This window comes from Cupriavidus sp. CP313 (genome assembly GCF_054072015.1).
In genome coordinates, this window is record NZ_JBSVZB010000028.1 from 37,946 (window position 1) to 63,089 (window position 25,144).

Below are 25,144 nucleotides of genomic sequence, written 5' to 3' on the forward strand. Positions count from 1 at the left end.
AAAAAGATGCGCTACTTTACGAATTTGATTGAACAAAGCCTGAGCCGCACTCGGGAAGCGACTCTGAGCGTCCTTGGCATCAGCAACGCCAGCTTGCGTCGCCACCTGAGTGAGCAGATGAGTGACACCCTTGGCGCCGAAGGCTGTTTCTTGGCCCCTCCTGTGTTCGAACACACTTTCGGTTGGCAAGAGTCTGAAGATGCGACCTTCGCTGGGCTGAGTGGGAATTTGCTTACTCCTCGACTGGTTGAGACGCTGGCCAATGCCATCGGCGACTACAAGTTCGCACCTCACATGCACCCCTATGTGCACCAGATTCACGCGTGGAAGACCTTGCTTGGCCAGACGCCGAAATCCGTCGTCATCACGAGCGGTACCGGCTCGGGTAAGACCGAGTGTTTCATGGTGCCCATACTGAATGACCTCATCGACGAACACGAACGCACCAAAGAGCAACTCGTCGGGGTTCGCGCGCTATTCCTATACCCGTTGAATGCGCTCATCAAATCCCAACGCGAGCGGTTGCATGCATGGACCAGGCCTTTCAACACCAACATCCGCTTTTGTCTATTTAACGGCAATACCGAAGAAAATGCAGCGGCTGTGCGCGATGCGCAGCGCCTCGTGCCAAACCAAATTCTGTCGCGCGAAGAGTTGCGCAGGGCACCGGCACCGATGCTCATGACTAACGCCACCATGCTCGAGTACATGCTGGTGCGGCAAGCGGATGCTCCGATACTCCAAATCTCGCGTGAAAAGAAGTCCCTCAGGTGGATCGTTCTGGATGAGGCGCATACCTACGTGGGTTCTCAGGCAGCGGAATTGTCATTGCTGCTGCGTCGCGTCGTTCAGGCTTTTGGCAAGAGCGCCGAAGAGATTCGCTTTGTTGCGACCTCAGCAACCATCGCAGATCGCGATGCAGAGGAAAAGTTGCGGGCGTATCTGGCTAACCTCGCCGGCGTTGGTACGGATCGAGTTGTCGTCATTGGCGGGACGCGTAAAGTTCCTGACATCCCGCAAGGTGATTCGATTTCTCACAGCTACTCGGACATCCTCGCGATCGACCCCGATGCCGAAGTGTCGGCTGAGCGATTCGGGGCACTTGCCCACCACCCCGTCGCGGCGAGTCTTCGGCACGCCATTGTCAGCAAGGGTCGTCCGCTTGACCTCAACGAGCTGGTCGAGGTTGTCGCGGATCGCATCGCCGACGCCCCTCAAGCCGATCGGCAGCGCGAAGTCCTCGGCTGGCTCGACGTGATGACCGGCACGCGCCCGGCTCCTGGCGTCCAGCCATTCGCCAAGTTGCGTATCCACATGTTCCAGCGGATGATGCATGGCTTCTGGGCTTGCGTGGATCCCGAGTGCAGCGCCAAGCCAGCGGGGATGAAGGAATGGCCATTTGGTAACGTGTATGTCACACAACGGCCTCGTTGCGACTGCGGAAAACCGGTCTTTGAACTCGCGCATTGCGAAGAATGCAAGACTCCGCATTTGCTGGCAGAAGACCGCCATGGATACATGGTGCAGCGTAGCCCCTACGCGGAAGACGACTTCGAGATCAGCTACGAGGCCCCAACCGACGATGAGTCGGATGCTCCCCGCCAAGACGCGAGCTCACGAGTTGAGAAGTACGTGATTGGATCGCTTGCTTCGGAGAAGGAACCTTACTTTCTGATGGGTATCAATTTCGACACTGGTGAGATCGACGGATCTGGCTCAGGTCGTCAGATCGCTGCAGCGCACGACGGACACGCTAGCTGCTGCCATTGCGAAGCGCCGTTCTCTAGCGTTCAACGTGGGTTGCGGCTGTCCTATCTTGGTGCGCCCTTCTACGTGGCCAACGCCGTTCCGACCGTTCTGGAGTTCTGTCCTGATCCGTCCCCCGCGGATTGCGAGGGCGATTCGCCTGAAGAGCTGCCTGGCCGCGGCCGCAAGCTGATCACGTTCACGGATAGCCGCCAGGGCACCGCCCGCATGGCGGTGCGTATGCAGCAGGAGGCAGAACGTTCACGCTTGCGCGGCCTCGTGTTCGAAACACTTCGTAATGCTTTGGCAAGGTCAAATGCTGAACCGCAAGATGATCTCCCGAAAGATCCGGCGGAGGCGCGCAGGCAAATTGCTGGGCTCGAAGCTCTTGGCATGAAAGCGGAAGCGGACAAACGCCGGAAGCAACTGGAATTGCGCGAAGCTGGGGTCTCGCTCCAGCCGGTTTGCGAAGTGCCCTGGCACGACATGGTGAACGCGCTTAGCTCGACACGGGACATTTCCCGTTCGATTCTGAACTACAACCGCTACGCCAATCCGGAGCTGCTCGGTACGCCCACCGCATTGGCGGTCGGCCCCTCCACGATGGCAAGACTTCTGCTTGCCCGAGAGTACGGGCGTCGGCCGAAGAATCAGAACAGTACGGAAACGCTCGGGCTGGTTCGAGTCGGCTATCAAGGTCTCGCCCGTATCAACAGTGCGCCGACAGCGTGGCTCAACCGCAAGCCGGGCCCGATGACTGCCCCCCGCGACGGATCCACAAACCTGACGGTTCAGGACTGGAAGGACTTCCTGAAAGTTGCGCTCGATTTCCATGTGAGGGAAAACACGTTCGTGCGCCTCGACCAGACGATGCAGCGCTGGATGGGATCGAAATTCACGCCAAAAACTCTCCGGAATCCGGCGTGGAACGGGGTTGAAAGCAACCAGATCAAGAAATGGCCACAAGTCAAGACAGGCGTAGCCAACCGTCTTGTTAAGCTGCTAGAGCTTGGGTGCAATCTCGACCGCAAGCGCCCCGCTGATGCCGATGTGATCAACCATTTCCTGGTCGAAGCGTGGCAGGCACTCGTTCACGCCGACATCCTTCAGCAGAACCAGGATGGGTTCGATATCGCCCTCGAATCCCTGACATTTTCGCTGCCGACGCAAGCGTGGGTCTGTCCCGTCACGCACCGCCTGCTTGACACCGCGTTTGTTGGCCTTACTCCGTATTTGCCGCACAAATTCCGCGATAGCGACTACCGCTGCCGCAAGGTGGATCTGCCGGTCTATTCCGGGTTCGCCCCTGGCGCTCGCGCCATCTCGATACACAACGAGATCAGGGCGTTGGTGAATGCCAACGAGCGAGTTCAGAATCTGCGGGCCGAGAATCTCTGGTCTGACATCAGCGATCGCACCGTGGAAGGCGGCTTTTATTACCGAACGGCCGAGCACTCCGCGCAGCAGTCCTCCGAGAAGTTGGAGGCTTACGAGGATATGTTCAAGAAGGGCAAGATTAACGTCCTGAACTGCTCGACGACCATGGAGATGGGGGTGGATATCGGCGGCATCTCAGCCGTTGTCATGAACAACGTCCCTCCCCACCCAGCCAACTACTTGCAGCGAGCTGGGCGTGCCGGACGTCGGAGCGAGGCCCGCGCCATTGGTTACACGCTGTGCAAGGGGGACCCGCACAATCAGCGTGCGTTCCGCAACCCCACGTGGCCATTCGTGACCGCCATCCCGGCTCCGAGCATCACCCTGAGTTCCGATCGAATCGTGCAGCGGCATATCAACTCGATGCTGCTCGGGAACTTCCTGCATTCGCTTCCTGATACTGGCGAGGATCGTCTTCGGCTGACCGTTCAGTGGTTTTTCGACGGGAGGGAGAACTCCTTTTGCAATCGCTTTATCGACTGGATGCAATCTAAGCCGGTCGGTTTGCCGACAAAGGTTCAGCAATTGACAGTCGGGACGAGTCTCACGACGCGACCGTTTGATGCCATTGTCGAGGCGACCGTGGCGGCAATACGCCCGCTTCAGGAGCGATGGGCGGATGAGAAGGACATGTTGGATCAGCGGCTTAAGCTCGCTCCGCCAAAGTCGCCATACAGCAAGGCGCTTGCCAAGGAACTGCACCGACATGAGGCGGAGTACCTACTCCGTGACCTCGCCGGTCGAGCTTTCTTGCCCGGTTACGGCTTCCCTACCGATGTGGTTAGCCTTAAGGCATACAACATCGAAGACTACATGGCCCAAGAACGAGCCAAGGAGAATAAGAGTCGCGAAGACAACATCTTTTCATTGCGCGAGCAACCCTCGCGAGGCCTGAATATCGCCATCAGGGAATACGCACCGGGTTCTCAAATCGTCATTGACGGACGCGTGTTCCGCTCGGCAGGCGTCGCGCTCCATTGGCATTCGGGAGGTCGTGCCAATGAAGCCCAAAGATTTGACACTGCCTGGCAATGCCGGGCATGCGGGGCATCGGGCGTCAACGAGAACCACTACGCCAACAGTGGGGAGGTTTCCTGCTCACAGTGCAACGCGCCTATCGATCGTCGCGACAGGAAGCAGGTCCTGCGTCCTGTTGGGTTTATCACCGATTTTTGGGAGGGTACGACCAACGACGTAAGTTCGCAGAAGTTCGTCCGCGTGTCGCGACCGCGCATTCAACTCGATGGCGAGATGATGTCGATGCCAGACAGTCGCTGCGGCCACTTCCGTTTCGGGCATCGTGGCAAGGTTTTTTATCACTCTTCCGGCGAGCACGAAAACGGCTACGCGATTTGCATGACCTGCGGCCGTGCAGAATCGATGACGCTTAACAATGAGCGCCCCCATCAACTGAAGCTGGACGTCGCGCACCGCCCGGTCGGTGGGATGGCGGGGGGAAGTACCAAAGAGATGGCCTGTCCGGGCACAAATGTGATGGAGAACATTCACCTCGGCTATCACAGCACGACGGATGTGTTCGAGTTGGCGCTGAGAAGCCCAGTCACAGATCAATGGCTTGGCGTTACGGAGTCCGAACGCGCAATTGCCACGACGCTTGCGGTCGCTATGCGCGAGGCCATCGCAGACGAACTTGGTGTGGCGAGCACCGAGATGGGCTTTGGTACCCGCCAGGAAAAGGACCTCGCGACTGGACATGTGCGAACGGTCATCCAGCTATTCGATCAGGTGGCTGGTGGCGCCGGCTTCGTTTTGGCTGGTGTGCCCAACCTCGTCAAGTTGCTGAACGTGGCCGCTCGGAAGTTGCACTGTCCCGCGAACTGCGACAACGTTTGTTCGTCGTGCCTTTCTGGCCAGGACAGTCAGGTTGAGCGCGAGGAAATCGACCGCAAGGCCGCATTGACATGGATGCTGGAGCACCAGTATCTGGAACATCTCGTACTTCCTGCGGAATTCAACGCCATTCCGGGCGCGAACTACTGCTCGTTTGGGCCCGACCGATTCGCTCGTGAGCACATCAATCGCGGCGCACGTTCGCTCAGCGTCATCCTCAGTGGAGATTCGCATGCGTGGGATCTGGATCATCCGGGCTTCCGCGATCGCGTGCATACCTGGCTCTTCAGGGACAAGATCACCGTGAACCTTTGCCTGCCGGCAGGCGCAGAACTGACAACTTCGCTCAAGCGAAGCCTCGGCTTCCTGGGGCGGTTGGGCGTCAAGATTGCGGAGGCGACAGGTCAGCGCCCATCACTGGCTATCCCCGTACTACAACTGCATCATGACGCGGTGACGCAGACCCTGCTGAGTATGGACGAGTCCCATACGGTCCCGGGTGAGCATTGGCTGGGCACCACGGCCGAGACTATCTGGGTGTCGTCGGGTCGGATTGCAGCATTGCGGGGGCGCGACATCGACACCAACGGTTGGGATACCAATGAAGCCGGCACGACAGTGGTAGAGGTCTTGGACGAACTTAACGGACAGGTGTCGGGCGTGACTTCGCGCCTGAAGGCTCTGTTCGATAAGCATTGCCCGGAACTTTCGGCGCTTCTGCGCGATGATCAGGCGGTGGAGATTCGATACTGTGACCGCTACCTCCGGTCGCCGTGGTCGATCATGGTCCTGGGTGAGTTCCTGTCGCTATTCAATGGCGCCGCGCTACAGCGTGTGGAGATCGCCACCCTTAGCCCCAGGGAAGAACTTCCAGGGCGACACGTCAAGCATGACTGGAACATCGCCGGTGCAGCAGACTTGCAACAAATCATGACCGAGTGGATCAAAGCCATGACTGACGTTGCGCCGCAACTGAGCTTCGTGGATCGGACCAACGACCTGCAGCACGGGCGCGTGCTCGCGGTGACGTGGTCATCGGGACGGAAAACCCGAATCATTCTCGACCAGGGTGTGGGTTACTGGCAGCCGAAGACCCAGTATCGTGAGCAAACCGATTTCAATTTCGGTGCGACGTTGGAAAAGCAGATCGAGCAGATGGCGGAAAAGTACAAAATGACCAATATGGCAAACACCGCCGACTGGAAGACGTTCATCTACATCACGAACGATCCGGCATGATCGCGTAACATCGAGTCCGCGGACGGCATCCGTACTGCGGCGTAGGTGGCATGAGCTAGTGCAAAGGGCTCATGCCACCGTGCCGAGCTAGTTCGGGTAAAGATGGCGTCTTGATGCGGATCCTCTTTCGTTACGCCGTGCAAGTCATCTACCTCGACGTTCCCTTTCCCGAATAAGACGCTGGGTGCGCGCTGGGACGGGCAAGCGCGTAAATGGTTTATCCCGCCAAATCTGCCTCATGGAGCCGTTCGCACACAGTGGCTACCGGCCGGTTTCCGTCAACAAGAATCGGCGTCGTACTTTTGGTACGAAATCTGACAGTAGCCAGCTGGTGAGCCGAATGCAGCAAGGCTTCGGGGCTGTCCGCACTTTGTGCAGGGGTTCTTGCAACCCATTGATCCGTATGAATTTTTGGTGCCAACCCGCTAGATGGAAACTGCGCCAAACCAATGGGATGGACGCCCCCACTCGAACGGCATCGGTGTGCCAAAGTGGAGTTGCATACCACCACTTCACGGAGGGAGCGTCCATCATGAAGGCTACAACCATTGGTATCGATCTGGCAAAGAACGTATTCCAGGTTCACGGGGTTGCCGAAAACGGCAAAGTCATGTTGAGAAGGCAAATCAGGCGTGAGCAGATGGCTACCTTCTTCGCGAACATTCCACCTGCCCTCCTCGGTATGGAGGCGTGCGGCAGCGCCCATTACTGGGCTAGAAAGCTGCAACGCATGGGACACACGGTAAGGCTAATGGCACCGCAGTTCGTCAAGCCTTATGTGAAGACCAACAAGCACGATGTGGCGGATGCGGAAGCAATTTGTGAGGCGGTTACGCGCCCTAACATGCGCTTTGTTCCGATCAAGAGTGTTGAGCAACAGGCAATGTTGGCTCTACACCGAGCTCGTCAGGGATTTGTGAGGGCTCGCACCGCGCAGGCCAATCAGATCCGCGGTCTGCTTAGCGAGTACGGTTACGTCCTTCCTCAAGGTATCGCCTACATCGCTGAAAGGGTACCGGACATCATTGAAGACGGCTCGAATGAACTACCCGGGATGTTCCGGCAGCTCATACAACGCCTGACGGACCATCTAAAAGCGCTTCACCAACAGGTCGTGGAGATCGATGCCGAGATTAGAACGTAGCACAGGCAGAGCGACCTGCGCTGCAAACTCGAGAAGATACCAGGTGTCGGACCCGTGACAGCCACTGCGCCGGTGGCAACAATCGGGGAGGCGAAGCATTTCAAGAATGGCCGGCAGTTGGCCGCTTGGCTAGGCCTGGTGCCAAGGCAACACTCAAGCGGTGGAAAGCAAAATCTGCTTGGAATCAGCAAGCGTGGCGACTCCCACTTGCGGACGCTGTTGATTCACTGTGCGCGCTCGGCAATCTTCGCCTTGCGACGCAAGGGCATCCAGCAGGGATGGGTGTACTAGGGGTTATGCCGGGATAAAGCCGGAAATGATACTTAACACCAAAAGTAATAAAGAACGCCACCTTTATGCGATTAGTTAACGTGGCGTCAACTGCGACACGATGCTGCAAGGCTGACAGACGAAGAGATTGCCGAGCTCGTTGTCTTTGCAACGCATGTACGCCACGGGCTAGAAGCTGCAGGAACGATGGTACTCGACCCGTTCACGCTGATGGTCAAGAAGCCTGGCGCCGAAACCCAACTGACGGCGCTGGCCATCAACCTGCAGAAGCAGGGGAACACCACCGCCTATGCGGCCACGGCGGTCTGGGTGCACTCGCTGCGCGCCGCTAGCCGTCAAGCCCTTCGGGCTCCGGTAGCCCGGATGTGGCAGGAATTGCGTCGTGGCTTCCCTCACATTGCCCAGGCCAGGGAAAGAATCCACGCTCTGGTGGGCACGGACGTGGAGATCTCAGACGCTACAGCCTTGCCGCTTGGTCTCGCGGCCTGATTTGGCGACGGCCCAGCGAACTGAAAAAGCAAAGTGCTGCACGTCATAGCATCAGCGTCGGGCTTGTGAGCATTGCCTAAGATAGCCAATGGCATCGTTGAATCCACGGACTGCACGCCGATAGTTGTCGGAGAACTCGTCGACATCCGGAGCATCCCGTGCGCGCCTGGCACGTGTGGCGGCATCATCGAGCTCCGAATAGGCGCTGGGACAATTGATATCACTTGCGGCCATCGCCGCGTCCTCAAGGGCATTTTTGGCACGACGGGCGTTGTCTTTGGCCTCCTCAAAATCACTGCTCTTGGCGATTCGATCCAATCGCGATCGGGCTTCGTCCAACGCAAAGCGCAATGTGTTCCAGTCTGCGTGGCAGGCTGGCGCCGCCATAGCGACAGCACATGCCACCGTGATTGCTCTCCAGTAAATTGAGCTCATTTTCGCCTCCATCGGAAATTTGTCCGTGATGGTCTCGGCCGGTACTACGTTCGAGACCGACAACAAAAAGCCCGCCGAGGCGGGCTATTGGTTATCGGGAACGGTTATGCGAGCCAACTCTTGAGCTGGCCTGCCAGAGCTTCGGGTCGCGTATCGGAATATGAAGCGACCCCCATATCCTGCACTTCCTCGAGCAACTGGCCCGTCTTCTTCGCAATCGCACCATCGACCGGGGTTTCCGGATCAGGTAGAACAACAAATAGCGCGGGGGGCGCAACGTGTCGCTGAGTAAGATTGTGGGCGACTAGAACATCTTTGATCGACTTGTAGATATGACGCTCAACAGTCAGCATGCTGGAATATCGAGCCGAAAGGATATTTCCGAAGCTCGTCCCATTGTCGAGTCCGACATGCAATTTCCTTGAGCCGACAGTCAACTCACGATTAGGCACAAATATCTTGCGCGGCAAGGACTCTAAGGCCTTTCGCATCTCCATGTACGCCCAGTCATCATCCATTGGCGACTCACGCGGCGCGGTATCAACCCACAGAGCGCCGGCATGGCGTTTAAGCAGGCTTGTCAGTTCCTTCTCGACGTGATCCGTAGCGAGGTAGCCGCAAGCCACCACCCTGATATGCGGCGTACCCGTTGAAACCCTCGCGAGTCCTTCCCTGAAGCTCGCGCCAATGGCAGCCTCAGCACCCGACACCAAGTCACGAATGTCCGTTCCGCTGAGAGCATCACCGTATAGGCTGGAAAGCTTGTTGAATGCCGGGAGCCATCTAAGCAATGGACGCTCGTCGCCCTTAATCGCCGCCGCAACACCTATGACGAAGTCTTGCTGGCTACCGAGGTCTGGACGAAAAAACAGGATCGCCCACTCTCCAGTGAAGACTGGTTCGCGCACCGCCGCCGCTCGCGAAATAAGAAGAGAGAGGTCCATTAGAGTAGGCGCCCGCATGCTTGCGCAAGCGTACCGTTGCTGGCTCGCGCGCTCATGTATTCAACGATTGTGTCAATTTGCGCCGGGTCCAGGAGTCCTGCCAAGTCGCCTCGAACCCGCTCCGACACCGCCGGCCAAACGTCCTGTGTCGCCATGCCCTCTTGTAGCACAGACGTGTACCATGATGAGAGTTGCGAAGGTGTCAATTCCCTCCGCGCCATCAAATTAAGTTGATTCAGCGCCATCTCATCTGGCCACGAGGTGTGCCAGCAGGGGCCTCCTCCCACTGAGCCTTGGTCGATCGCCACGTACTTCATATCGTCCAGGTATAGGAAGTTGGCATCACTGCGATCGCTATTACCTGTGACATGGTCGACGCCAGTGAGGACATGCGCGAACTTGCTCTTGAAGAAGGCTGCTAGCTGATTCTGATTGAAACTGGCTAGGCGACGCAAGAAGCGAAACGGCTTGGCGTTCTGCACAAACGTCGCGGCCCAACATACAGCCAAGCCAGCGCCCTTGTCGACGTATGCCGTGAGGTCGGCACCAAAGGTTGGCAGCATCCCCTGAGGCAGCAAGATGACGCCTCCCCTAGCCGGTTGGGAAACGCCCCGTATTGCATTCGCCGTGAAGCCAATGGCTTCGTTTGCCACCCCGCACGAGTCAGCGGGGTAAAGCTTGATCACCGTATCTTCCGGCTCACTTGCCCCAGGCCATAGAACTCGCCCCACGAAGACAGGCTGAGCACCAGTCGCGTGGACAGCATCGTGGTCGTTGATCCAGGCCGAGAATCCGCAGTATGCATCGGCGTGCAGAACGCTAATCAAAGCCACTCCTATCAGAACGCATCGGTCCGACAGGCAGCGACCGATCAGATATTGTGCATTAGGCACTCATTGGGTTTGACGGCATATTGTCGTCGCTTGCCAACGCTGGCGCAAGAAAGGTCACCAAAAGTTGCTTACTCGTCTCACGAAGCTGCCCCACGTGCTGGCACCTAAAGAATTTGGGGGTATGCGAGGGGGTATGAATCAACGTGCGGATTTCGGTGAAGGTGATCAGCGGTTTCGGTGAACGTGATCAGGGAAGGAAGGTGGTACTGCGCGGTCAGGAGATTGTAGCGTAGGTGATCACGATGCCCGTTTCTTGGCGTCGGTTGCCGTGCGCTTGCGCATGGATTCGCCTTTGAGCGGCACCTTGTGCGCCTGGTGGACCAGCCGGTCCAGGATGGCGTCAGCCAGCGTCGGATCATTCAACCACTGGTGCCAATGCTCGATCGGGAGCTGGCTGGTCACGATGGTCGAGCGGGTACCGACGCGATCGTCCAGAACTTCCAGCAGATCGCCGCGGGCGCTTTCAGAAGGCTCCTGCAGGCCCCAGTCGTCCAGCACCAGGACATCGATGCGCGCGAGCTGCGCCAGGCGGCGGGTGAAGCTCCCGTCGCCGTGGGCGATCTGCAGTTCCTCGAACAGTCGCGGCACCCGCAGATAGAGCGCGGAGAATCCCTGTCGACAGGCCTGCTGGGCAAACGCACAGGCCAGCCAGGACTTGCCGGCACCGGTCGGCCCGGTCAGGATGAGGCTCTGAGCATTGCGGATCCAGTCGCAACTGGCCAGGGTGGCGACCAGCCGCTGGTCAAGGCCGCGGTTGCCGTCATACATCACATCCTCGACGCACGCCTGGGTGTGCTTGAGCTTGGCCGTGCGCAGCAGCCGTTCCAGCCGCCGGGTGTCGCGCCAAGCAATCTCCCGGTCGACCAGCATGGAGAAGCGTTCCTCGAACGGCAGGCTGGAGCTGGCGGGCAGGACGGACTGTTCCTCGAAGGCCCGCGCCATCCCGTCGAGCTTGAGGGCCTTGAGCTGGCCGACGGTGTGTTGCATCAGCATAATTTTCCTAATGGTAGTAGTCAGGGCCACGCACGTTGTCGTGCATGGGGGAATGCCACTCGGCTTGCGATACCGGCAGAGTGGCTTGCCGGTCCAGATGGTTTTCAAGGATGGAGACCACCGACTTGCGCGTGAGCGAGCCGATGGCGACGGCGCGGGCGCAAGCGGCTTCGAGCCGGTCCTTGCCGTATTTCTTGGTCAGGCTCAGCAGACCCAGGCAGGCGCGATAGCCCATCTCGGGATGGCTCTTGTGGGTGAGCTGGTATTCGACGATGACGGCGACGCTGGGCCCGATTGACGCTGCCCAGTTGAGCAGCCGGCCGGGCGTCCATTCGAGGTGGGCTCGGTGCGCCGCCGGCATGTGTTCCTTGACCGTGCTGTGGCTGCCCTTGCGGGTATTGCGCGCGTGCAGCGCCACGCGCTTGCCACCGTACAGGATCTCGATGGTGTGGCGGGTTACGCGGGCCTCCACCGCCTTGCGCACCAGAGCATGCGGCACGCTGTAGTAGTGTCCGTCGATCTCGACGTGGTAGTCGACGTTGACGCGGCACTGTTTGAATGTTGCCACCTCATAGCGCCGCGCCGGCAGAGGTCGCAGCACTGGCCGGTCTAACCGCTCGAACCACTCACGGCGCGTGCCGGGCAGCTTCTTGAACGGTCGATCGTTCAGGTCGGCGACGAGCTTCTTGATGGCCTTGTTGAGCTCGCCCAGGCTGTAGAAGCGGTGGTTGCGCAGCCGCGCCAGGATCCACCGCTCGACGATCAGCACGCCGGTCTCGACCTTGGCCTTGTCTTGCGGCTTGCGCGGCCGCGCCGGCAGCATGGCCGTGCCGTAGTGATGGACGAAGTCCTCCGCAGTCCGGGACAGCACCGGCTCGTACCGGTCAGGGCGAGCCACCAGCGCGCGCGGGTTGTCCGGCACCAGCAGCTCGGGCACGCCGCCGACGAATTCCATCGCGCAGACCATGCCCCCGATCCAGTCGGCAGTGGTCTGCCCCCGGGTGGCGCATGCGTAGGTGTAATTAGACGCGCCCAGCACGGCGACGAAGATGCTGGCTTCGAAGGCAGCGCCGCCTGCCGGGTCCAGAATCGGCACCATCTGGCCGGCGAAGTCCGCAAACAGCTTCTCGCCGGCGCGGTGCTGCTGGCGCATGGACCGCTTGAGTGTCGCTGCCCAGTCCCGGTAACGGCAGCAGAACTGCGTGTATTGGTAAATGGGGACCCCTGGATTCGCGTCCAGGTATTCCTCCCACAGCAACTGCAGTGTCACGCCCTTGCGGCGCAGCTCACGATGCAGGTAGGGGAAGTCCGGCGTCACCCGCCCGCCCGGGCTGTTGGCCGGCCTCTGCGCACCGAACAGCCGCTGCTCCAGCGTAGCCTCGTTCAGGCTGTCCGCCTGCGGCCAATCCAGCCCCGCTGCCTTCGCCATCGCCGCGTACTGCGAAACGGCGCCAACACTCACACCCGTCGCCCTGGCGATCTGCCGGTGCGAAAGGCCACACGCCCACTTCAGGCGAAGCACTTCCTTGATCTTGCGCATGGTCATCCGGTTGGCCGGCATCAGCTTGCTTCCTTGAAAAAAGGAAACAGCGTATCGCCGGCGTTCTAGCCCATGCGCAGTCCCACCCCCAGCCCTTGCCCGGCCCCACTACGGTGCGTGATCGCCCGTTTCGGCTGCTTGATCACCGATTTCGGCAACGTGATCACTCGTTTCGGGAACGTGATCACCGATTTCGGCGCCGTCGCCGAAGTGATCACGTTCCGCCAAAACCAGCGATCAGCTTCCCGCCGAAACAGGTGATCACGTTCCCCCGAAATCGCTGATCACGCGCCCCGAAATACGCAAATCAACGAGAGGCAGCTCGGCTTTATGCTGGAAGCCAACGAGGAGAATCTTTCCGATTCCTCGCTTCGCACCAATCAAATCAAGCACTTAGCCCAGCCAGCCAACAACTTTTCCACGAAAGCCCTTTGCGCAAGCCGTTGATACAGAACGGATTTCTTGCTGAAACCGTGTCGATCCGCACCGAAAGCACGATCACCCCATGATGGACGCTCCCTCCGTGAAGTGGTGGCATGCAACTCCACTTTGGCACACCGATGCCGTTCGAGTGGGGGCGTCCATCCCATTGGTTTGGCGCGGTCTCCTTCGAGGGCGACACCGTCTCGTTCGATTTTGAGACGACCGAGGCAGGCTACCGGAACGTCATCAAAGAGACCCTCATCACGAAAGACAAGGCCGGCAAAGTCGTGGTCCGCGGTGAACGCGGCGAGAAGCCTTGGCGGACGGCGACCACAAGATTGCCGGGCAGCCGCCGCAAGCAGCGCGACTAACCCGCGGACACGGGACGTTGAGGCCTTCGCAATCACCCCCCGCTTTCGCGGGATTTTGCAGCGCGCCATGCCTGTTACCCTGATCGGTCCACAAACGGCAATCTCGGGAGCCAGGTCTTGAAAACATTCGTCGCCATAACGCTGCTCGCCCTCTCCACCGTGACGCATGCCCGGGGCGCGGGCGGCCATGCCTCAGGCGGTCACCAAAGCCACAGCGGATTCCCCTCCGCGTACAGCAACTCCAATGGCGGTTTCGGTTCGGCGCAAGGCACCCATAGCGTCAGCGGCCACGTGCGAAGCGATGGGACTTACGTTCAGCCGCATATGCAAACCAATCCCAACGCCACGCGCAACGACAATTGGTCGACCCGCGGCAACATCAACCCGTACACCGGGACGCTCGGAACAAAGCCGCGCGACGGCCAGTAAGGGCGCTCGACCACGCCGGCACTCGCGGCCCTGCTACCGCCTGACCTAGCGACCGATCCGCGGCGGCCGGCATGAAGCACTCCTAAGCCGGGCTCGGCAACCCTATAGCTCCGCCACCGTCACCTGGACTGGCGCCCTGTTCGGCGCTGGCAATGCTGTGGACGATTTTGAGGCCGGACCCCTCGGTTGGGGGAGCGCGGTCAAGGATCGATTGAGCCAGGGCGTTTGACTCTATGAGCACTGTCCTGATCCCGGCCATGGCGCTAAGGATCTCGTAGCCCTTCAGGAGGTCCGCAGCAGGGTCACCCGTCTCTTTGATCTCGATGGATTTGAGTTCACCCTGCTTCTGCGAGACGATTTCAAGCTGCTCCCGGAAAATGGGGGCAGGTCGCCCGACCCCTTGCCCTCTTAACTCGTCAAGACCGACCCACAGGGTGTGCACAACGTCGTAAGCGGAGATCATTTCAGCCAACAACGCCGCGTGGTCGTTGTACATGTCTTTTGCATCGGCGGCTATCTTTGACAGCCGATCCTCGATCCCTTCCACCATCTTCCCCGTTGAGTCCTCACCGACGTAGTCGCGGCGCATGAAGCCATCCTCGTGACGATAGGTGAACGTCGTTACGATGATGTCCCCACCAATCCTCCGCAAGTCGGTAGTCGTCATGAAAAACTTCCACTTCTCGAATCGAGGGTCATACCGTTTCATCTCAAGAAGAGATGCCTGTGACTTTTGCAGAATCACCACCTGCGCAAAGAAATCATTCTCAAACTTTTCGGCCCAGTTCCCCATATCGGAGAGATCCACCTGAGTTTCCTCGCCGTTTTTCGCTTGCTTTCGCACCATGATCCGTCCCCCGTCGGCTTTGCGACATTCCGCAATGTGGTTTCCAAGACCGAGTCGGGTCCCATGCTAGACGGAACAACAACGGCGATTTGTGCGCCAAGACACCAAGGTTCTCGGCCATAAGAATGATTGCTGTCGTGCGTTGACGGCTACACCCCATAAAAAGGAAAGCCCCCCATCGAAATGATGGGGGGCTTCGTCGGGTCGTACAGGGGGTCATCGTACTTTCCGTGAAAATAATGGCGGTAGCGGACCGCAGACCCGCCTGTAGCAAGGCTTTCCGGCGCAATAAATCACGCGCCGCCGGAGTATTTGTAATCTCTTGATAGATAAGCATTTTTCTGTGCATACCGCCAGAAAATGCACGGAAAGTACGATGACCCCTACTTCAGCGTCTTCAACCGGTTGTTCGCCGCACGCGCGCCTTCGGTACCTGGATACTTGGCCACCACCTGTTCCAGCGTTTTGCGCGCGGCATCCTTCTGGTCGGACTCGAGCTGATTATTGGCCACCGCGATCATGGCGTCCGGCACCTTGGGATGCGTCGGGTTGGCATGGATCATTTTCTGCAGCACCCAGGTGGACCCCTTGTAGTCGCGCTGCGCGTAGAGCGAGTTGCCGAGCCAGAACTGCGCCAGCGGCAGGTAGGGGCTCTGCGGATATTTCTTGATAAACGATGAGAACGAATTCCCGGCGCTCTTGAAATCGCCCGTCTGGAAATGCTTGAGCGCGGCGTCGTATTCGGGCTTCTCGCCCGGCTGCGACGTGCCTTGGTGGTCTTCGACCGAAGCGTGCTGCGGCTCGAACTTCTTCAGGCGCGCATCCAGGTCGGCGTAATAGTCCTTCTGCTGCTTCTGCAGCGTCGCCACCGTGTTCTGCAGCACTTCGTTCTGGCCGCGTAGCCGCGCCAGTTCCTGGCGTAGGCCTTCGAGCTGGTTCTGCAGGTCGAGCGTGGTGCGGCTGTTCTGCTCGATGCGCTGGGTCGCAGTCGCCTGGAAGCTGTTGAACTGGTCGCGCAGGTTGATGACCGTCTTGCGCGCCTGCTCATCGTCGAACACTCCGGCGTGTGCCTGCGTGGGTGGCAGCATACCGCCGCTAGCCATGGCGGCGAGCCACAACAGGGTGGAAACGTGTACTTTCATGGATGGGTCGTCGTTGGTTGTGTCGGTAAACCCTCGTCAGATCGCCGTTGGTCTGAGGGCCGAATGCATCGGCGGGCCTATCCGACCCGGAAAAACTCGACGCTCTGCCCCGCATTGACCGCCCGCTTGAGCCACGACGGCATCTCGCCCTGCCCGTCCCAGGTCAGCCCTTCCGCGTTGCGGTAGCAGACCACCGGCGGCGGCGGTGCGGCCGGTGGCGGTGGGGACGGCGGCGGTTCGAAGCAACCCGCCGCGTCGAGGTCCTCCAGGGTGAGCCCGTAGTCGTCCATCTGCGCCTGGATCCAGCGGATCGCGTCCGCCCGCTCAGTTTTTGCTGTCATCGCTGCCGTCACGGCTGTCGTTGCCTTCGTCCTGATTGTTAGGCAGCGCCGCCGCCCCCGGCTCGTTGCCCGGCTCTTCCCCTTGGGCTTCCTACGCAGTGGCCGCCGAACTTCCGGCCTGCCGAGTTTGCTAGTCAGAATAGGGGCGGACCGGCCGCGCCCGCCAACCTGTCGTTCAGTACAAGAGATCGATTAGGAAACGCTCGGGCTTCTTGCCAATCCACGCGGGTGCCCGACCGCGCCCCGACCAGGTCTGGCCCGTCTTGGGGTTGCGGTACCTCGGAGGCGGCGTGGCCTTCGTCTTCGTCGGAACAGCGCGGGCAGCGGGCTCAACACTGGGCTTGCCCGCAATGTCCTCAATGCTGAGGTCGTACTCCTGCATCAACTGCCGAATCTCCTCCACGACCTTTGGCACTTCCGTGGCTCGCAACTGCTCAAGTTGCGCATTGACAGATGCCAGTTGAGCGAGCAGTGAGGATTGGGACGGGCTTTGGGTTGCGGTAGGCGCTTTTTGCTCCTGTCGCGGCTTCCGGGTTTGCGTCTTCTGAGTCGGCGCTTCCGGGGCAGCCTCCACTCCAGGCAGTGTTATCTGCTTCGGCCCGCGCTTCCGGGTTGGGGTCTCTTGAGTCGTGACTTCCGGAGCGGCAACTTCAGCTAGGATTTTCGGCTTCCGACCGCGCTTTGGGGTCCGCCTCTCTTCCGGCGCAGCTTCCGGAGTGGCAGTTTCGGTGAGCGCTTTCGGCTTCCGACCGCGCTTCGGGGTCCGCGTCTCTTCCGGCGCAGCTTCCGGAGCGGCAGTTTCGGTGAGCGCTTTCGGCTTCCGACCGCGCTTTGGGCTCCGCCTCTCTTCCGGCGCAGCTTCCGGAGCGGCAGTTTCGGTGAGCGCTTTCGGCTTCCGACCGCGCTTCGGGGCCCGCGTCTCTTCCGGCGCAGCTTCCGGGGCTGGGGCGTAAAGCGGTGCTACCGGGGCGGCCGTTTCGGTCAGTTCGTCCTGGGCGGCAGCTTCCATCGGTTCGTCCGTGGCCAGGACTTCAACCGGAGCTTCGGCCACGGCTTCAGTGGTCGCTTCCGAGGGCATGACTTCAATGGGCGCTTCCGGCGCGTCAGATTCAGTCAACGCTTCCGAGGCGGCGGCTTCCATCGATTCTTCCGCTGCCACGTCTTCCGTTGCAGCGTCCGGGGCTGCGTAAGGCCGCCGGCGCCGATATGACACGGTCGCCGTCGGGCCACTATCCCGGCTTGTCGCCCAGAAGTCCAAGCGTCGGACCTGAGTGTCAACGCTGCCACCACCGACGCATGCATCACTGGCTTCACCAATGACGGGATCCGCGTCGCGCATCGCCTCAGCGATGGGAAGCTCCATCTGACCAAGTCCGTCCGTCGCATTGCTCGCGACAACGGGTTCAACCACTTGCTCGGGGGCCAATTTGTTCTCCTTCATTGAAGTCACTGCAGGTGCAGACGCTTCCTTATCCCATGGACGGTGAGACCTTGTCTCTCGCGTGTCGTTCGCTTCTCGCCAAGCCTTCCTTCCGAATTCTCGCGCCCAATCAACGCCGTACGACTTCGGGACCTTTCTGCCGACCTCGCCGTATTCGACGTCCTCGGGCTCGGTGTAATAGAGAGACTGGATGAGCGGATCGCGTCCGCCCGCTCAGTTTTTGCTGTCATCGCTGCCGTCACTGCTGTCGTTGCCATCGTCCTGATTGCCAGGCAGCGCCGCCGCCTCCTGCTCGTTGCCCCGCACTTCCCCCTGGTCTTCCTGCGCAGTCTCTTCCTGCGCAGTGGCTGCCGAACTTCCGACCTTGCGCCGCCGCCCCCCGTCGCGTTCGCGCGGCGCGACGCGCAAGGTGGCCAGCAGCTGGCGCGCGAGCGCCGCTTCCGCTTCGCCGCGCTCGGCCCGGCGCAGTGCCGCGGCGAGTTCCGCCTGCACGGCCTCCAGGTCGCCCGCCGCCTTGCGTTGCGCCTGCTCGGCTACCGCGAGCCGATCGGCCAGCGCCGCGGCCTGCGCTTCGAGCTTGGCGCGGCCCTCCGCCTGCGCCACGGCCGCATCGCGCGCTTCGCTGCGTGCCGCCGCCAGTTCGGCGCGCAGGTCTTCGGCCGTGCGCTCGCTCTTCTGGCGCGCGGTGCGCTCCTGGTCGAGTTCGCGCAAGCTGCGCCGCTCGCTGGCTTCGGCGCGTTCCTGCGCCAGCGTCACTGCCTCGCGCGCTCGCTCCAGCTCCGCCGAGAATTGGGTTCGCAAGGCGTCCAGCTGGCGCCGGCCCGTTTCGAGTTCCGTCCGCCCCGCCTCGAGCCGGGCCTGCGTGGCGGCGTGCGCCTGTCGCTCCGTGGCCAGGCCTGCCTGCACCGTGTCGTGCGCCTGCCGCGCTTCCGCCAGCTGGGCGGCAATGGCCGCCGCATCCTCGCGCGCGGCGGCCGTCTCCACGCGCGCCGCGTCGCGCTCGGCTTCCGCTTCGCTCGCGACGTGCCGGGCTTCCGCGCGCAGCGTCGCCAGTTCGGCGGTGGCCGCTTCGTTGGCCGACTGCCAGATGGTCTGGACCGCCTCGGCAGCGATCTGCTTGAGGGGGTCCGGCAGGTCCGGATGGTCGATGGTCACGCGCGTACGGCCGCGCAGCTCCTGCCAGAACTGCTGCAGCACCTCGGCGGGCGTGCCCATGCTGCCCTTGCGGACCAGGCTGTAGAGCTTGTTGGCCGTGGGTGTGACGCCGTAGCGGAAGAACAGCAGGCCGCAGACCTCGCGGTACAGCGCGCGGGTTTCGGGAAAGCGCCCGCGCAGTTCGGCCAGGTCGGCCTGCAGCGTGGCATCGGTCAAGTCGAGGTCGGCCACCGGCATCGGGAAAAAGTGAGTCATGTGACCATATATAATACTACGTATTACGTTTAATAGTTAACGTTTGTTATCATACTTTAGACATAACTGCGCTTATGTCTATAATAATGGCTCGAACCGCCTCCCACGCTGACCCGACCTTGGAATCGCCCGCCCATCCGCCCTCCCCGCCTGCTTCCGGCCTCCTCGCCGCATTGCCCACGCCGCTGGAGCAGCTGCGCCTGCCGCCGGCGCTGTCCGGGCGCGACGGCAGCAACCGCGCACCGGCCACGGCCACACGCATTGCTGCGACCGACGACCTGCCCGCCGTCACCGCCTGGCTCGCGCGCTATGCCGACAGCGCAACGACGCTCTCCGCCTACCGCCGCGAGGTGGAGCGGCTGATCCTGTGGGCCGTGCTGCAACTGGGCAAGCCACTGTCTTCACTGACTCACGAAGACCTGCTCGTTTATGAACGCTTCCTGGCCGACCCGCAGCCGGCCGCGCGCTGGGTCTTGACCGGCAGCAAGAAGCTCGCACGCAACCACCCCGATTGGCGCCCGTTTGCCGGGCCGCTGTCGCCCGCCAGCGTGCGCCACGCCCTGGTCATCCTGAATGCGCTGTTTGCCTGGTTGACCGAGGCCGGCTACCTGGCCGGCAACCCGCTCGCGCTGGCCAGGCGCCGGCGCGCCCCCAGCCGGCCACGGATCACGCGTTACCTCAGTCACGAGCTGTGGGCGACCGTCAAGGAAACCGTCGAGGCGATGCCGGTAGGCACCGAGCGCGAGCGGCTGCATGCGGCGCGCTGCCGCTGGGTGCTGACGGTGCTCTACCTGGGCGGGCTGCGGGCCGCCGAGGTGACAGGCACTCCCATGGGGGCGTTCTTCTGCCGGCGCGATGCCCAGGGCACCGAGCGCTGGTGGCTCGAGGTGACCGGCAAGGGTAACAAGACCCGGCTGGTGCCGGCCTCCGATGAGCTGATCGCCGAACTGGCGCGCTACCGCCGCGCCCACGGACTGCCGCCTAGCCCGCAGCCCGGGGAAACGCGCCCGCTGGTGCTGCCGGTCATCGGCCGTGATCAGGGGCGCGACAAGGCCCTGTCGCGCGGGGCGCTGCACCTGATTCTGAAAGAGGTGTTCGGCCTGGCGGCCGAGCGCCTGCGCGCGCGCGGGCCCGCATGGGAAGCGCAGGCCGATGTCCTGGCCAGCGCCTCGGCGCACTGGCTGCGTCACACCGCCGGCTCGCACATGACCGACCAGCAGGTCGACCTGCGTTTTGTGCGGGACAACTTTGGCCATGCCTCGATTGCCACCACCAGCACTTACCTGCACAGCGAGGAGGATGCGCGGCATCAGGCCACACAGGAGCGGCATCGCATCGGCTGGGACACCTTCAGCAAGTAAGGTTGCTGATTCAATGGAGAGCTGGTCTCCCTGTCCTATCGGCAGGCAAAGCGGACAATCTTCGTTGGGCAGCAAATGCCGGCCACAGGTGTCCCACATTGATACAATCGAACGCGATCTACTTATATTCTACGAGGACGATGGCAAAGGTGGCTACGCGCGAAAGGGTGATAACCGCAGCGGACAGCTGCCTCGAATGCGGCACGCGGGAACTGGTCGAGGACGGGTGGACGGCAGCACTGTCCCCCATCAGCAAACAAGGAACATCCACGCGCGAAGCCGGCGAGCTGCAGAGCCCGAACGCCAAGGCCGGCCTCGAGGATGCCAGCCCGAAGAACCAGATTGCTTCGATTCTCGGCCACGTGGCCGAGAAGGTGCGCCTCTTTAGCGAGGACGATGAACTGGTGAATGAGGTGCCGGCATGAGCGAACTTGTTCCGGGCAGTGCCGACTATGGCAGCATGCACGGCGACATCGTCTCCTTGCTGGAAGGCGCCCATCGTGCCGCCGCCCGCAGTGTCAACGTGCTGATGACTGCCACCTACTGGGAAATCGGCCGCCGCATCGTCGAGTTTGAGCAAGGTGGGCAGGGCCGCGCTGGCTATGGGCAAGCCTTGCTCAAGCGGCTCTCGGCTGATCTCTCGAGGAGGTTCGGGCGTGGCTTCTCGGAGCGCAACCTGGAGCAGATGCGCCTGTTCTACCAGGCTTGGCCCATCGACCACATTTCGCAGACACCGTCTGCGAAATTGCCCACCGCCCGGATTTCGCAGACATCGTCTGCCATTTCCACTGGTGAGATTTCCAACGCCTTGTCCCGGAATGCCGTCGACCTGTCGGAGCTATCCAAAGCCTTCCCGCTGCCCTGGTCGGCGTACGTCCGACTGCTCTCGGTTCGCAATGAGATGGCGCGCGGATTCTACGAAACCGAAGCCCTGCGCTGCGGCTGGTCGGTACGGCAACTCGACCGGCAGATTAATAGCCAGTTCTACGAACGCATTGCCCTGTCACGCAACAAGGCCGCCATGTTGCAGAAAGGCGAAGCAGCCGAAAGCGCCGATGTCATCACACCTGAGCAGGCCTTGAAGGACCCGTTCGTGCTGGAGTTCCTCAATCTGAAGGACGAATATTCCGAGTCGGACCTCGAAGAGGCGCTAATCCAGCACTTAGCCGACTTCCTCTTGGAACTGGGCGACGACTTCGCCTTTGTCGGGCGTCAGCGCCGTCTACGCATCGACGACAGCTGGTTTCGCGTCGATTTGCTGTTCTTCCACCGCCAGCTCAAATGCCTGCTGGTCATCGACCTCAAGATCGGCAAATTCAGCCATGCTGATGCCGGCCAGATGCACATGTACCTGAACTACGCCCGCGAGCACTGGATGAAGCCGGGCGAAAACCCGCCCGTGGGGTTGATCCTGTGTGCGAGCAAGGGTAGCAACGAGGCGCACTACGCGCTGGAGGGCCTGTCGAACAAGGTGCTGGCCGCCGAATACCAGACCGTGTTGCCTAACGAGAATCTGCTGGCCGCGGAACTGGCCAGGACAAGGCGCGAGCTGGAGGCACGCCTTGGCCGGCTAAACGACGCAGGGAGCGCCGAATGAATGCGCGGCCTGAAACTGCATTGTCGGACGTGCCGCGCCGAAGCGAACCGGTGTACGTCCGCGCGGCCACCAGCGACGCTGGAGCGATTCTTCCATAGCGGGGGCCATGTCGATGCCGGACGTAAAGCCAAAGGCCGCGCGCAAATCCTCGCCCTCCTGGAGCGATGTCAAAGCCAAGCTGGCCGACTTCGACCGTGCCGGCCTGATCGGGCTGGTACAGGCCACCCTGTACGTGGCGAGTAAGGACAACCAGGCCTTCTTGCACGCCCGGTTTACGCTGGGCCAAGATGTGCTCAAGCCATACAAAGTGACCATCGACCGCTGGCTGTGGCCAGATCTGTTCAAGAACCAGGACACCTCGGTAGCCAAGGCGAAGAAGGCGATCTCGGAGTACAAGAAGGCCAATGGCCAGCCGCAAGGGATGGCCGAACTGATGGTGTTCTATTGCGAACGGGCGTCTGGCTTCAGCGTTGACCTTGGCTACCAGGACGATGGCTATTTTGACGCCTTGGTGCGCATGTTCGAGCAGTCGCTGCAAATGATCGCTACCTTGCCCGATACTCAGCGGCCGGCACTCTGGGCACGTCTTGCCCAAGTGCGCCGCACCAGTGACCATTTCGGCTACGGGGTGGGCGATGACATGGATGCATTGCTGGCCGAGTATGACGTCGATGGCTGATCGTGATGCGTTCGCCGCGCTGCAAGCCGAGAACGCCCGCCTGATCGCGTTACTGGAATCGCATGGCATCGCGTGGCGCTTGCCGCCGAAGGAGGCCGCGCCTGGTGTTCAGGAAGCGGAGCGGTCGCACTTTTCCACGGTCGACAAGGTGGCGCTGTTCCGCCGGTTGTTTCGCGGGCGCACGGATGCCTACCCAATCCGCTGGGAGAGCAAGTCCACGGGCAAGGCTGGCTACGCGCCGGCTTGCGCCAACGAATGGCGCGCCGGCCTTTGCGAGAAGCCGCGCATCAAGTGCGGCGACTGCGGCAACCGCTTGCTGATCCCGCTCTCTGATCAGGTCATCTACGACCATTTGGCCGGTGAGCACACGGTGGGCATCTATCCGCTGCTGGAAGACGACACCTGCTATTTCCTTGCCGTCGATTTCGACGAGGCCGAGTGGCGGGACGATGCCCGTGCCTTCGTGCAGTCCTGCGGGGAACTCGGTGTGCCGGTCGCGCTGGAGATTTCCCGTTCCGGCCAGGGCGCGCATGCCTGGGTCTTCTTCGCGGGCAAGGTGTCGGCGCGCGATGCGCGCCGCCTGGGCACGGCCATCATCAGCCACACCTGCTCGCGTACCCGGCAACTCAAGCTCGCCTCCTATGACCGTCTGTTTCCCAACCAGGACACGATGCCAAAGGGTGGCTTCGGCAATCTGATCGCGCTGCCACTGCAGAAGCGACCGCGTGAGCACGGCTGTAGCGTGTTCGTCGATGCCGATTTTCATCCCTATCCCGACCAGTGGGCGTTCCTGGCATCAATCCGGCCGATGGTACCGCGCGACATCGAGCCAACCATCTTTCGTGCCACGGGTAGCGTCCATCCGCTGGATGTCACCTTCATCGGCGATGAGGACTTGGCCACGCCATGGAAGCAAAACGCTTCGGCGGCAAGGAAGCTTGGAAGCAAGATGCCGGAGTCACTGACCGTGACGCTGGCCAACCTAGTCTATTTTGAGACGGCGCAACTGCCGCAGCCGCTGGCCAACCGCCTGACCGCCTGCTGGCATTGCGGCCCGGCCGGTAGGCGTACTGCTCGAATGGAAGATCCGCTTCGAAGACCGGTTCGAGCACCAGCATCGCTGCTGTCATGCACACCCGACCCCGCAAGGTCGAGATGCCCAGCCGGAGCCATGCGCCCATTCCTCGCCAAAGTACACGGCCAAGTGCTCAGCGAAGGCGCGGACCTTGGCGGACAGATACGCCGGTGGGGATAGAGCACGTGGATACCGATAGGCGTGACGCTGTAGTCGGGCAGCACAGGCACCAACCGCCCGGCCCGGATATCGTCGCCCACGATAAAGTCCGGTTGAATGATGATGCCCAGTCCGTCGAGTGCCACGCAACGCAGCAAATCGCCGTTATTGGCGCGCATCGGGCCAGCCACCTTCACCAGGTGCACCGCGCTATCTTTCTCAAGCCGCAGGCACGAGTTCCATCTCCGTTGAGCAGACAGATAGCATCCACGGTGTCGGTCTCATGCATGCTTGGGTGGCGGCTCTGGTCAATCATGTGGTGATCCGCGCCGATCCGGGCGAAGCCCGCGCGCGCCAGCGCCCTCAGCGTTTCAGTGGGAACGCCGCCCGGCATCGGTTCGATGGCGAACCGGCGAACCTTGATCTGCCCGTCGTCCGCTGCAAGCACCGCCGACGCCGGCCCCTTGTCTTCCATCAGGCCCGGACCGAGCGTATCGCCAAGGCCCTCGGCCCAGATCTCCATCAGGCCACCGAGTCCGGCCTCCACTGTGGCACCGGACGGCGGGCCGTCGACGATGATCACCGATTTGCGCCATCACCGTTGTCGCCGGTGATGACCCGTCGCAGCATGTTTTCCAGTCCTAGGTAGCTCATATTCGTGCCTCGCTGGGCGTGTAATGTCGTTCCTGGGGTTTTGTCCGTGAGCAGCGACAAGTAGTCGGATCGAAGCGCGAAGGGATATCGAGCCGTGTCGGAATGGCGCGCAGTTTTGTCGAGGCAGGCTCGCGGCCAGTGTCAGTCGGCACACGACACTTCCAACGGTTCTGGGCCAGCCCGTCCGCGAAATCCGCGCTCGCGTCCACTGTC

22 protein-coding genes and 2 pseudogenes are annotated in these 25,144 nt (G+C 61.3%); 12 read left to right on the forward strand and 12 right to left on the reverse strand.

Annotated features, from left to right (window positions below; all coding sequences use genetic code 11):
- Positions 1-6 precede the first annotated feature (6 nt).
- From ACW4E8_RS30275 to ACW4E8_RS30290, 4 genes and pseudogenes are all read left to right on the forward strand, one after another.
- Positions 7-6,273, forward strand: a complete 6,267-nt coding sequence (locus ACW4E8_RS30275; protein ID WP_456807886.1) for a DEAD/DEAH box helicase — start codon at positions 7-9, stop codon at positions 6,271-6,273.
- 180 nt (positions 6,274-6,453) lie between these two features.
- Entirely contained in the window at positions 6,454-6,591 is a 138-nt protein-coding gene (locus tag ACW4E8_RS30280) for a DUF5710 domain-containing protein (RefSeq protein ID WP_456807953.1), read from the forward strand.
- A gap of 214 nt (positions 6,592-6,805) precedes the next feature.
- A pseudogene (locus ACW4E8_RS30285) lies at positions 6,806-7,696 on the forward strand (IS110 family RNA-guided transposase); the annotation flags it as partial.
- A 198-nt stretch (positions 7,697-7,894) separates the two neighbouring features.
- Positions 7,895-8,197 carry a hypothetical protein gene (locus ACW4E8_RS30290; RefSeq protein ID WP_456807887.1) on the forward strand — a complete coding sequence of 101 codons (303 nt, stop codon included), beginning with the start codon at positions 7,895-7,897 and terminating at the stop codon, positions 8,195-8,197.
- Between the two features lie 51 nt (positions 8,198-8,248).
- Here ACW4E8_RS30290 and ACW4E8_RS30295 read toward each other — a convergent pair whose 3' ends face one another.
- The 5 genes from ACW4E8_RS30295 to istA form a co-directional block, all read right to left on the reverse strand.
- Positions 8,249-8,632 (reverse strand): hypothetical protein, encoded by a 384-nt coding sequence (locus ACW4E8_RS30295; RefSeq protein WP_456807888.1) that lies wholly within the window; start codon positions 8,630-8,632, stop codon positions 8,249-8,251.
- Between the two features lie 104 nt (positions 8,633-8,736).
- A complete protein-coding gene (locus ACW4E8_RS30300) occupies positions 8,737-9,576 on the reverse strand; it encodes a hypothetical protein (RefSeq protein ID WP_456807889.1) in 840 nt (279 codons plus the stop codon).
- Positions 9,576-10,403: a hypothetical protein gene (locus tag ACW4E8_RS30305; RefSeq protein ID WP_456807890.1), complete on the reverse strand. Its 828-nt coding sequence runs from the start codon at positions 10,401-10,403 to the stop codon at positions 9,576-9,578. Before ACW4E8_RS30305 ends, ACW4E8_RS30300 begins: the two co-directional genes overlap by 1 nt.
- A gap of 303 nt (positions 10,404-10,706) precedes the next feature.
- Positions 10,707-11,462, reverse strand: a complete 756-nt coding sequence (istB, locus tag ACW4E8_RS30310) for an IS21-like element ISRme9 family helper ATPase IstB (protein ID WP_456807891.1) — start codon at positions 11,460-11,462, stop codon at positions 10,707-10,709.
- A gap of 7 nt (positions 11,463-11,469) precedes the next feature.
- Positions 11,470-13,023 carry an IS21 family transposase gene (gene istA, locus ACW4E8_RS30315; RefSeq protein ID WP_456807892.1) on the reverse strand — a complete coding sequence of 518 codons (1,554 nt, stop codon included), beginning with the start codon at positions 13,021-13,023 and terminating at the stop codon, positions 11,470-11,472.
- 96 nt (positions 13,024-13,119) lie between these two features.
- Here istA and ACW4E8_RS30320 point away from each other — a divergent pair, with 96 nt between their 5' ends.
- The 3 genes from ACW4E8_RS30320 (at position 13,120) to ACW4E8_RS30330 (ending at position 14,225) form a co-directional block, all read left to right on the forward strand.
- On the forward strand, positions 13,120-13,263 hold the full coding sequence (locus ACW4E8_RS30320; protein WP_456807893.1) for a hypothetical protein: 144 nt from the start codon (positions 13,120-13,122) through the stop codon (positions 13,261-13,263).
- Positions 13,264-13,538: 275 nt separating this feature from the next.
- Positions 13,539-13,796 carry a hypothetical protein gene (locus ACW4E8_RS30325; protein ID WP_456807894.1) on the forward strand — a complete coding sequence of 86 codons (258 nt, stop codon included), beginning with the start codon at positions 13,539-13,541 and terminating at the stop codon, positions 13,794-13,796.
- Positions 13,797-13,913: 117 nt separating this feature from the next.
- Positions 13,914-14,225: a hypothetical protein gene (locus tag ACW4E8_RS30330; protein WP_456807895.1), complete on the forward strand. Its 312-nt coding sequence runs from the start codon at positions 13,914-13,916 to the stop codon at positions 14,223-14,225.
- 82 nt (positions 14,226-14,307) lie between these two features.
- Here ACW4E8_RS30330 and ACW4E8_RS30335 read toward each other — a convergent pair whose 3' ends face one another.
- The 5 genes from ACW4E8_RS30335 to ACW4E8_RS30355 form a co-directional block, all read right to left on the reverse strand.
- Entirely contained in the window at positions 14,308-15,033 is a 726-nt protein-coding gene (locus ACW4E8_RS30335) for a hypothetical protein (protein WP_456807896.1), read from the reverse strand.
- 422 nt (positions 15,034-15,455) lie between these two features.
- On the reverse strand, positions 15,456-16,214 hold the full coding sequence (gene ybgF / locus ACW4E8_RS30340; RefSeq protein ID WP_456807897.1) for a tol-pal system protein YbgF: 759 nt from the start codon (positions 16,212-16,214) through the stop codon (positions 15,456-15,458).
- Between the two features lie 77 nt (positions 16,215-16,291).
- On the reverse strand, positions 16,292-16,555 hold the full coding sequence (locus ACW4E8_RS30345; RefSeq protein ID WP_456807898.1) for an H-NS histone family protein: 264 nt from the start codon (positions 16,553-16,555) through the stop codon (positions 16,292-16,294).
- 175 nt (positions 16,556-16,730) lie between these two features.
- Entirely contained in the window at positions 16,731-17,996 is a 1,266-nt protein-coding gene (locus tag ACW4E8_RS30350) for an H-NS family nucleoid-associated regulatory protein (RefSeq protein ID WP_456807899.1), read from the reverse strand.
- A 213-nt stretch (positions 17,997-18,209) separates the two neighbouring features.
- On the reverse strand, positions 18,210-19,388 hold the full coding sequence (locus tag ACW4E8_RS30355) for a DNA-binding protein (RefSeq protein ID WP_456807954.1): 1,179 nt from the start codon (positions 19,386-19,388) through the stop codon (positions 18,210-18,212).
- Positions 19,389-19,492: 104 nt separating this feature from the next.
- Here ACW4E8_RS30355 and ACW4E8_RS30360 point away from each other — a divergent pair, with 104 nt between their 5' ends.
- The 5 genes from ACW4E8_RS30360 (at position 19,493) to ACW4E8_RS30380 (ending at position 24,298) form a co-directional block, all read left to right on the forward strand.
- Positions 19,493-20,767, forward strand: coding sequence for a tyrosine-type recombinase/integrase (locus ACW4E8_RS30360; RefSeq protein WP_456807900.1), 1,275 nt, complete (start codon positions 19,493-19,495; stop codon positions 20,765-20,767).
- Between the two features lie 140 nt (positions 20,768-20,907).
- A complete protein-coding gene (locus ACW4E8_RS30365; protein WP_456807901.1) occupies positions 20,908-21,192 on the forward strand; it encodes a hypothetical protein in 285 nt (94 codons plus the stop codon).
- A complete protein-coding gene (locus ACW4E8_RS30370; protein WP_456807902.1) occupies positions 21,189-22,364 on the forward strand; it encodes a PDDEXK nuclease domain-containing protein in 1,176 nt (391 codons plus the stop codon). Before ACW4E8_RS30365 ends, ACW4E8_RS30370 begins: the two co-directional genes overlap by 4 nt.
- A 106-nt stretch (positions 22,365-22,470) precedes the next feature.
- Entirely contained in the window at positions 22,471-23,043 is a 573-nt protein-coding gene (locus ACW4E8_RS30375) for a hypothetical protein (RefSeq protein ID WP_456807903.1), read from the forward strand.
- Positions 23,036-24,298 carry a TOTE conflict system archaeo-eukaryotic primase domain-containing protein gene (locus ACW4E8_RS30380; protein ID WP_456807904.1) on the forward strand — a complete coding sequence of 421 codons (1,263 nt, stop codon included), beginning with the start codon at positions 23,036-23,038 and terminating at the stop codon, positions 24,296-24,298. The genes ACW4E8_RS30375 and ACW4E8_RS30380 overlap by 8 nt, the downstream gene beginning before the upstream one ends.
- Positions 24,299-24,342: 44 nt before the next feature.
- Here ACW4E8_RS30380 and ACW4E8_RS30385 read toward each other — a convergent pair.
- Both ACW4E8_RS30385 and ACW4E8_RS30390 read right to left on the reverse strand, forming a co-directional pair.
- Positions 24,343-24,456: pseudogene (locus tag ACW4E8_RS30385) on the reverse strand (LysR family transcriptional regulator); the annotation flags it as partial.
- A 14-nt stretch (positions 24,457-24,470) separates the two neighbouring features.
- Positions 24,471-24,860: a hypothetical protein gene (locus ACW4E8_RS30390; RefSeq protein ID WP_456807905.1), complete on the reverse strand. Its 390-nt coding sequence runs from the start codon at positions 24,858-24,860 to the stop codon at positions 24,471-24,473.
- Positions 24,861-25,144 lie beyond the last annotated feature (284 nt).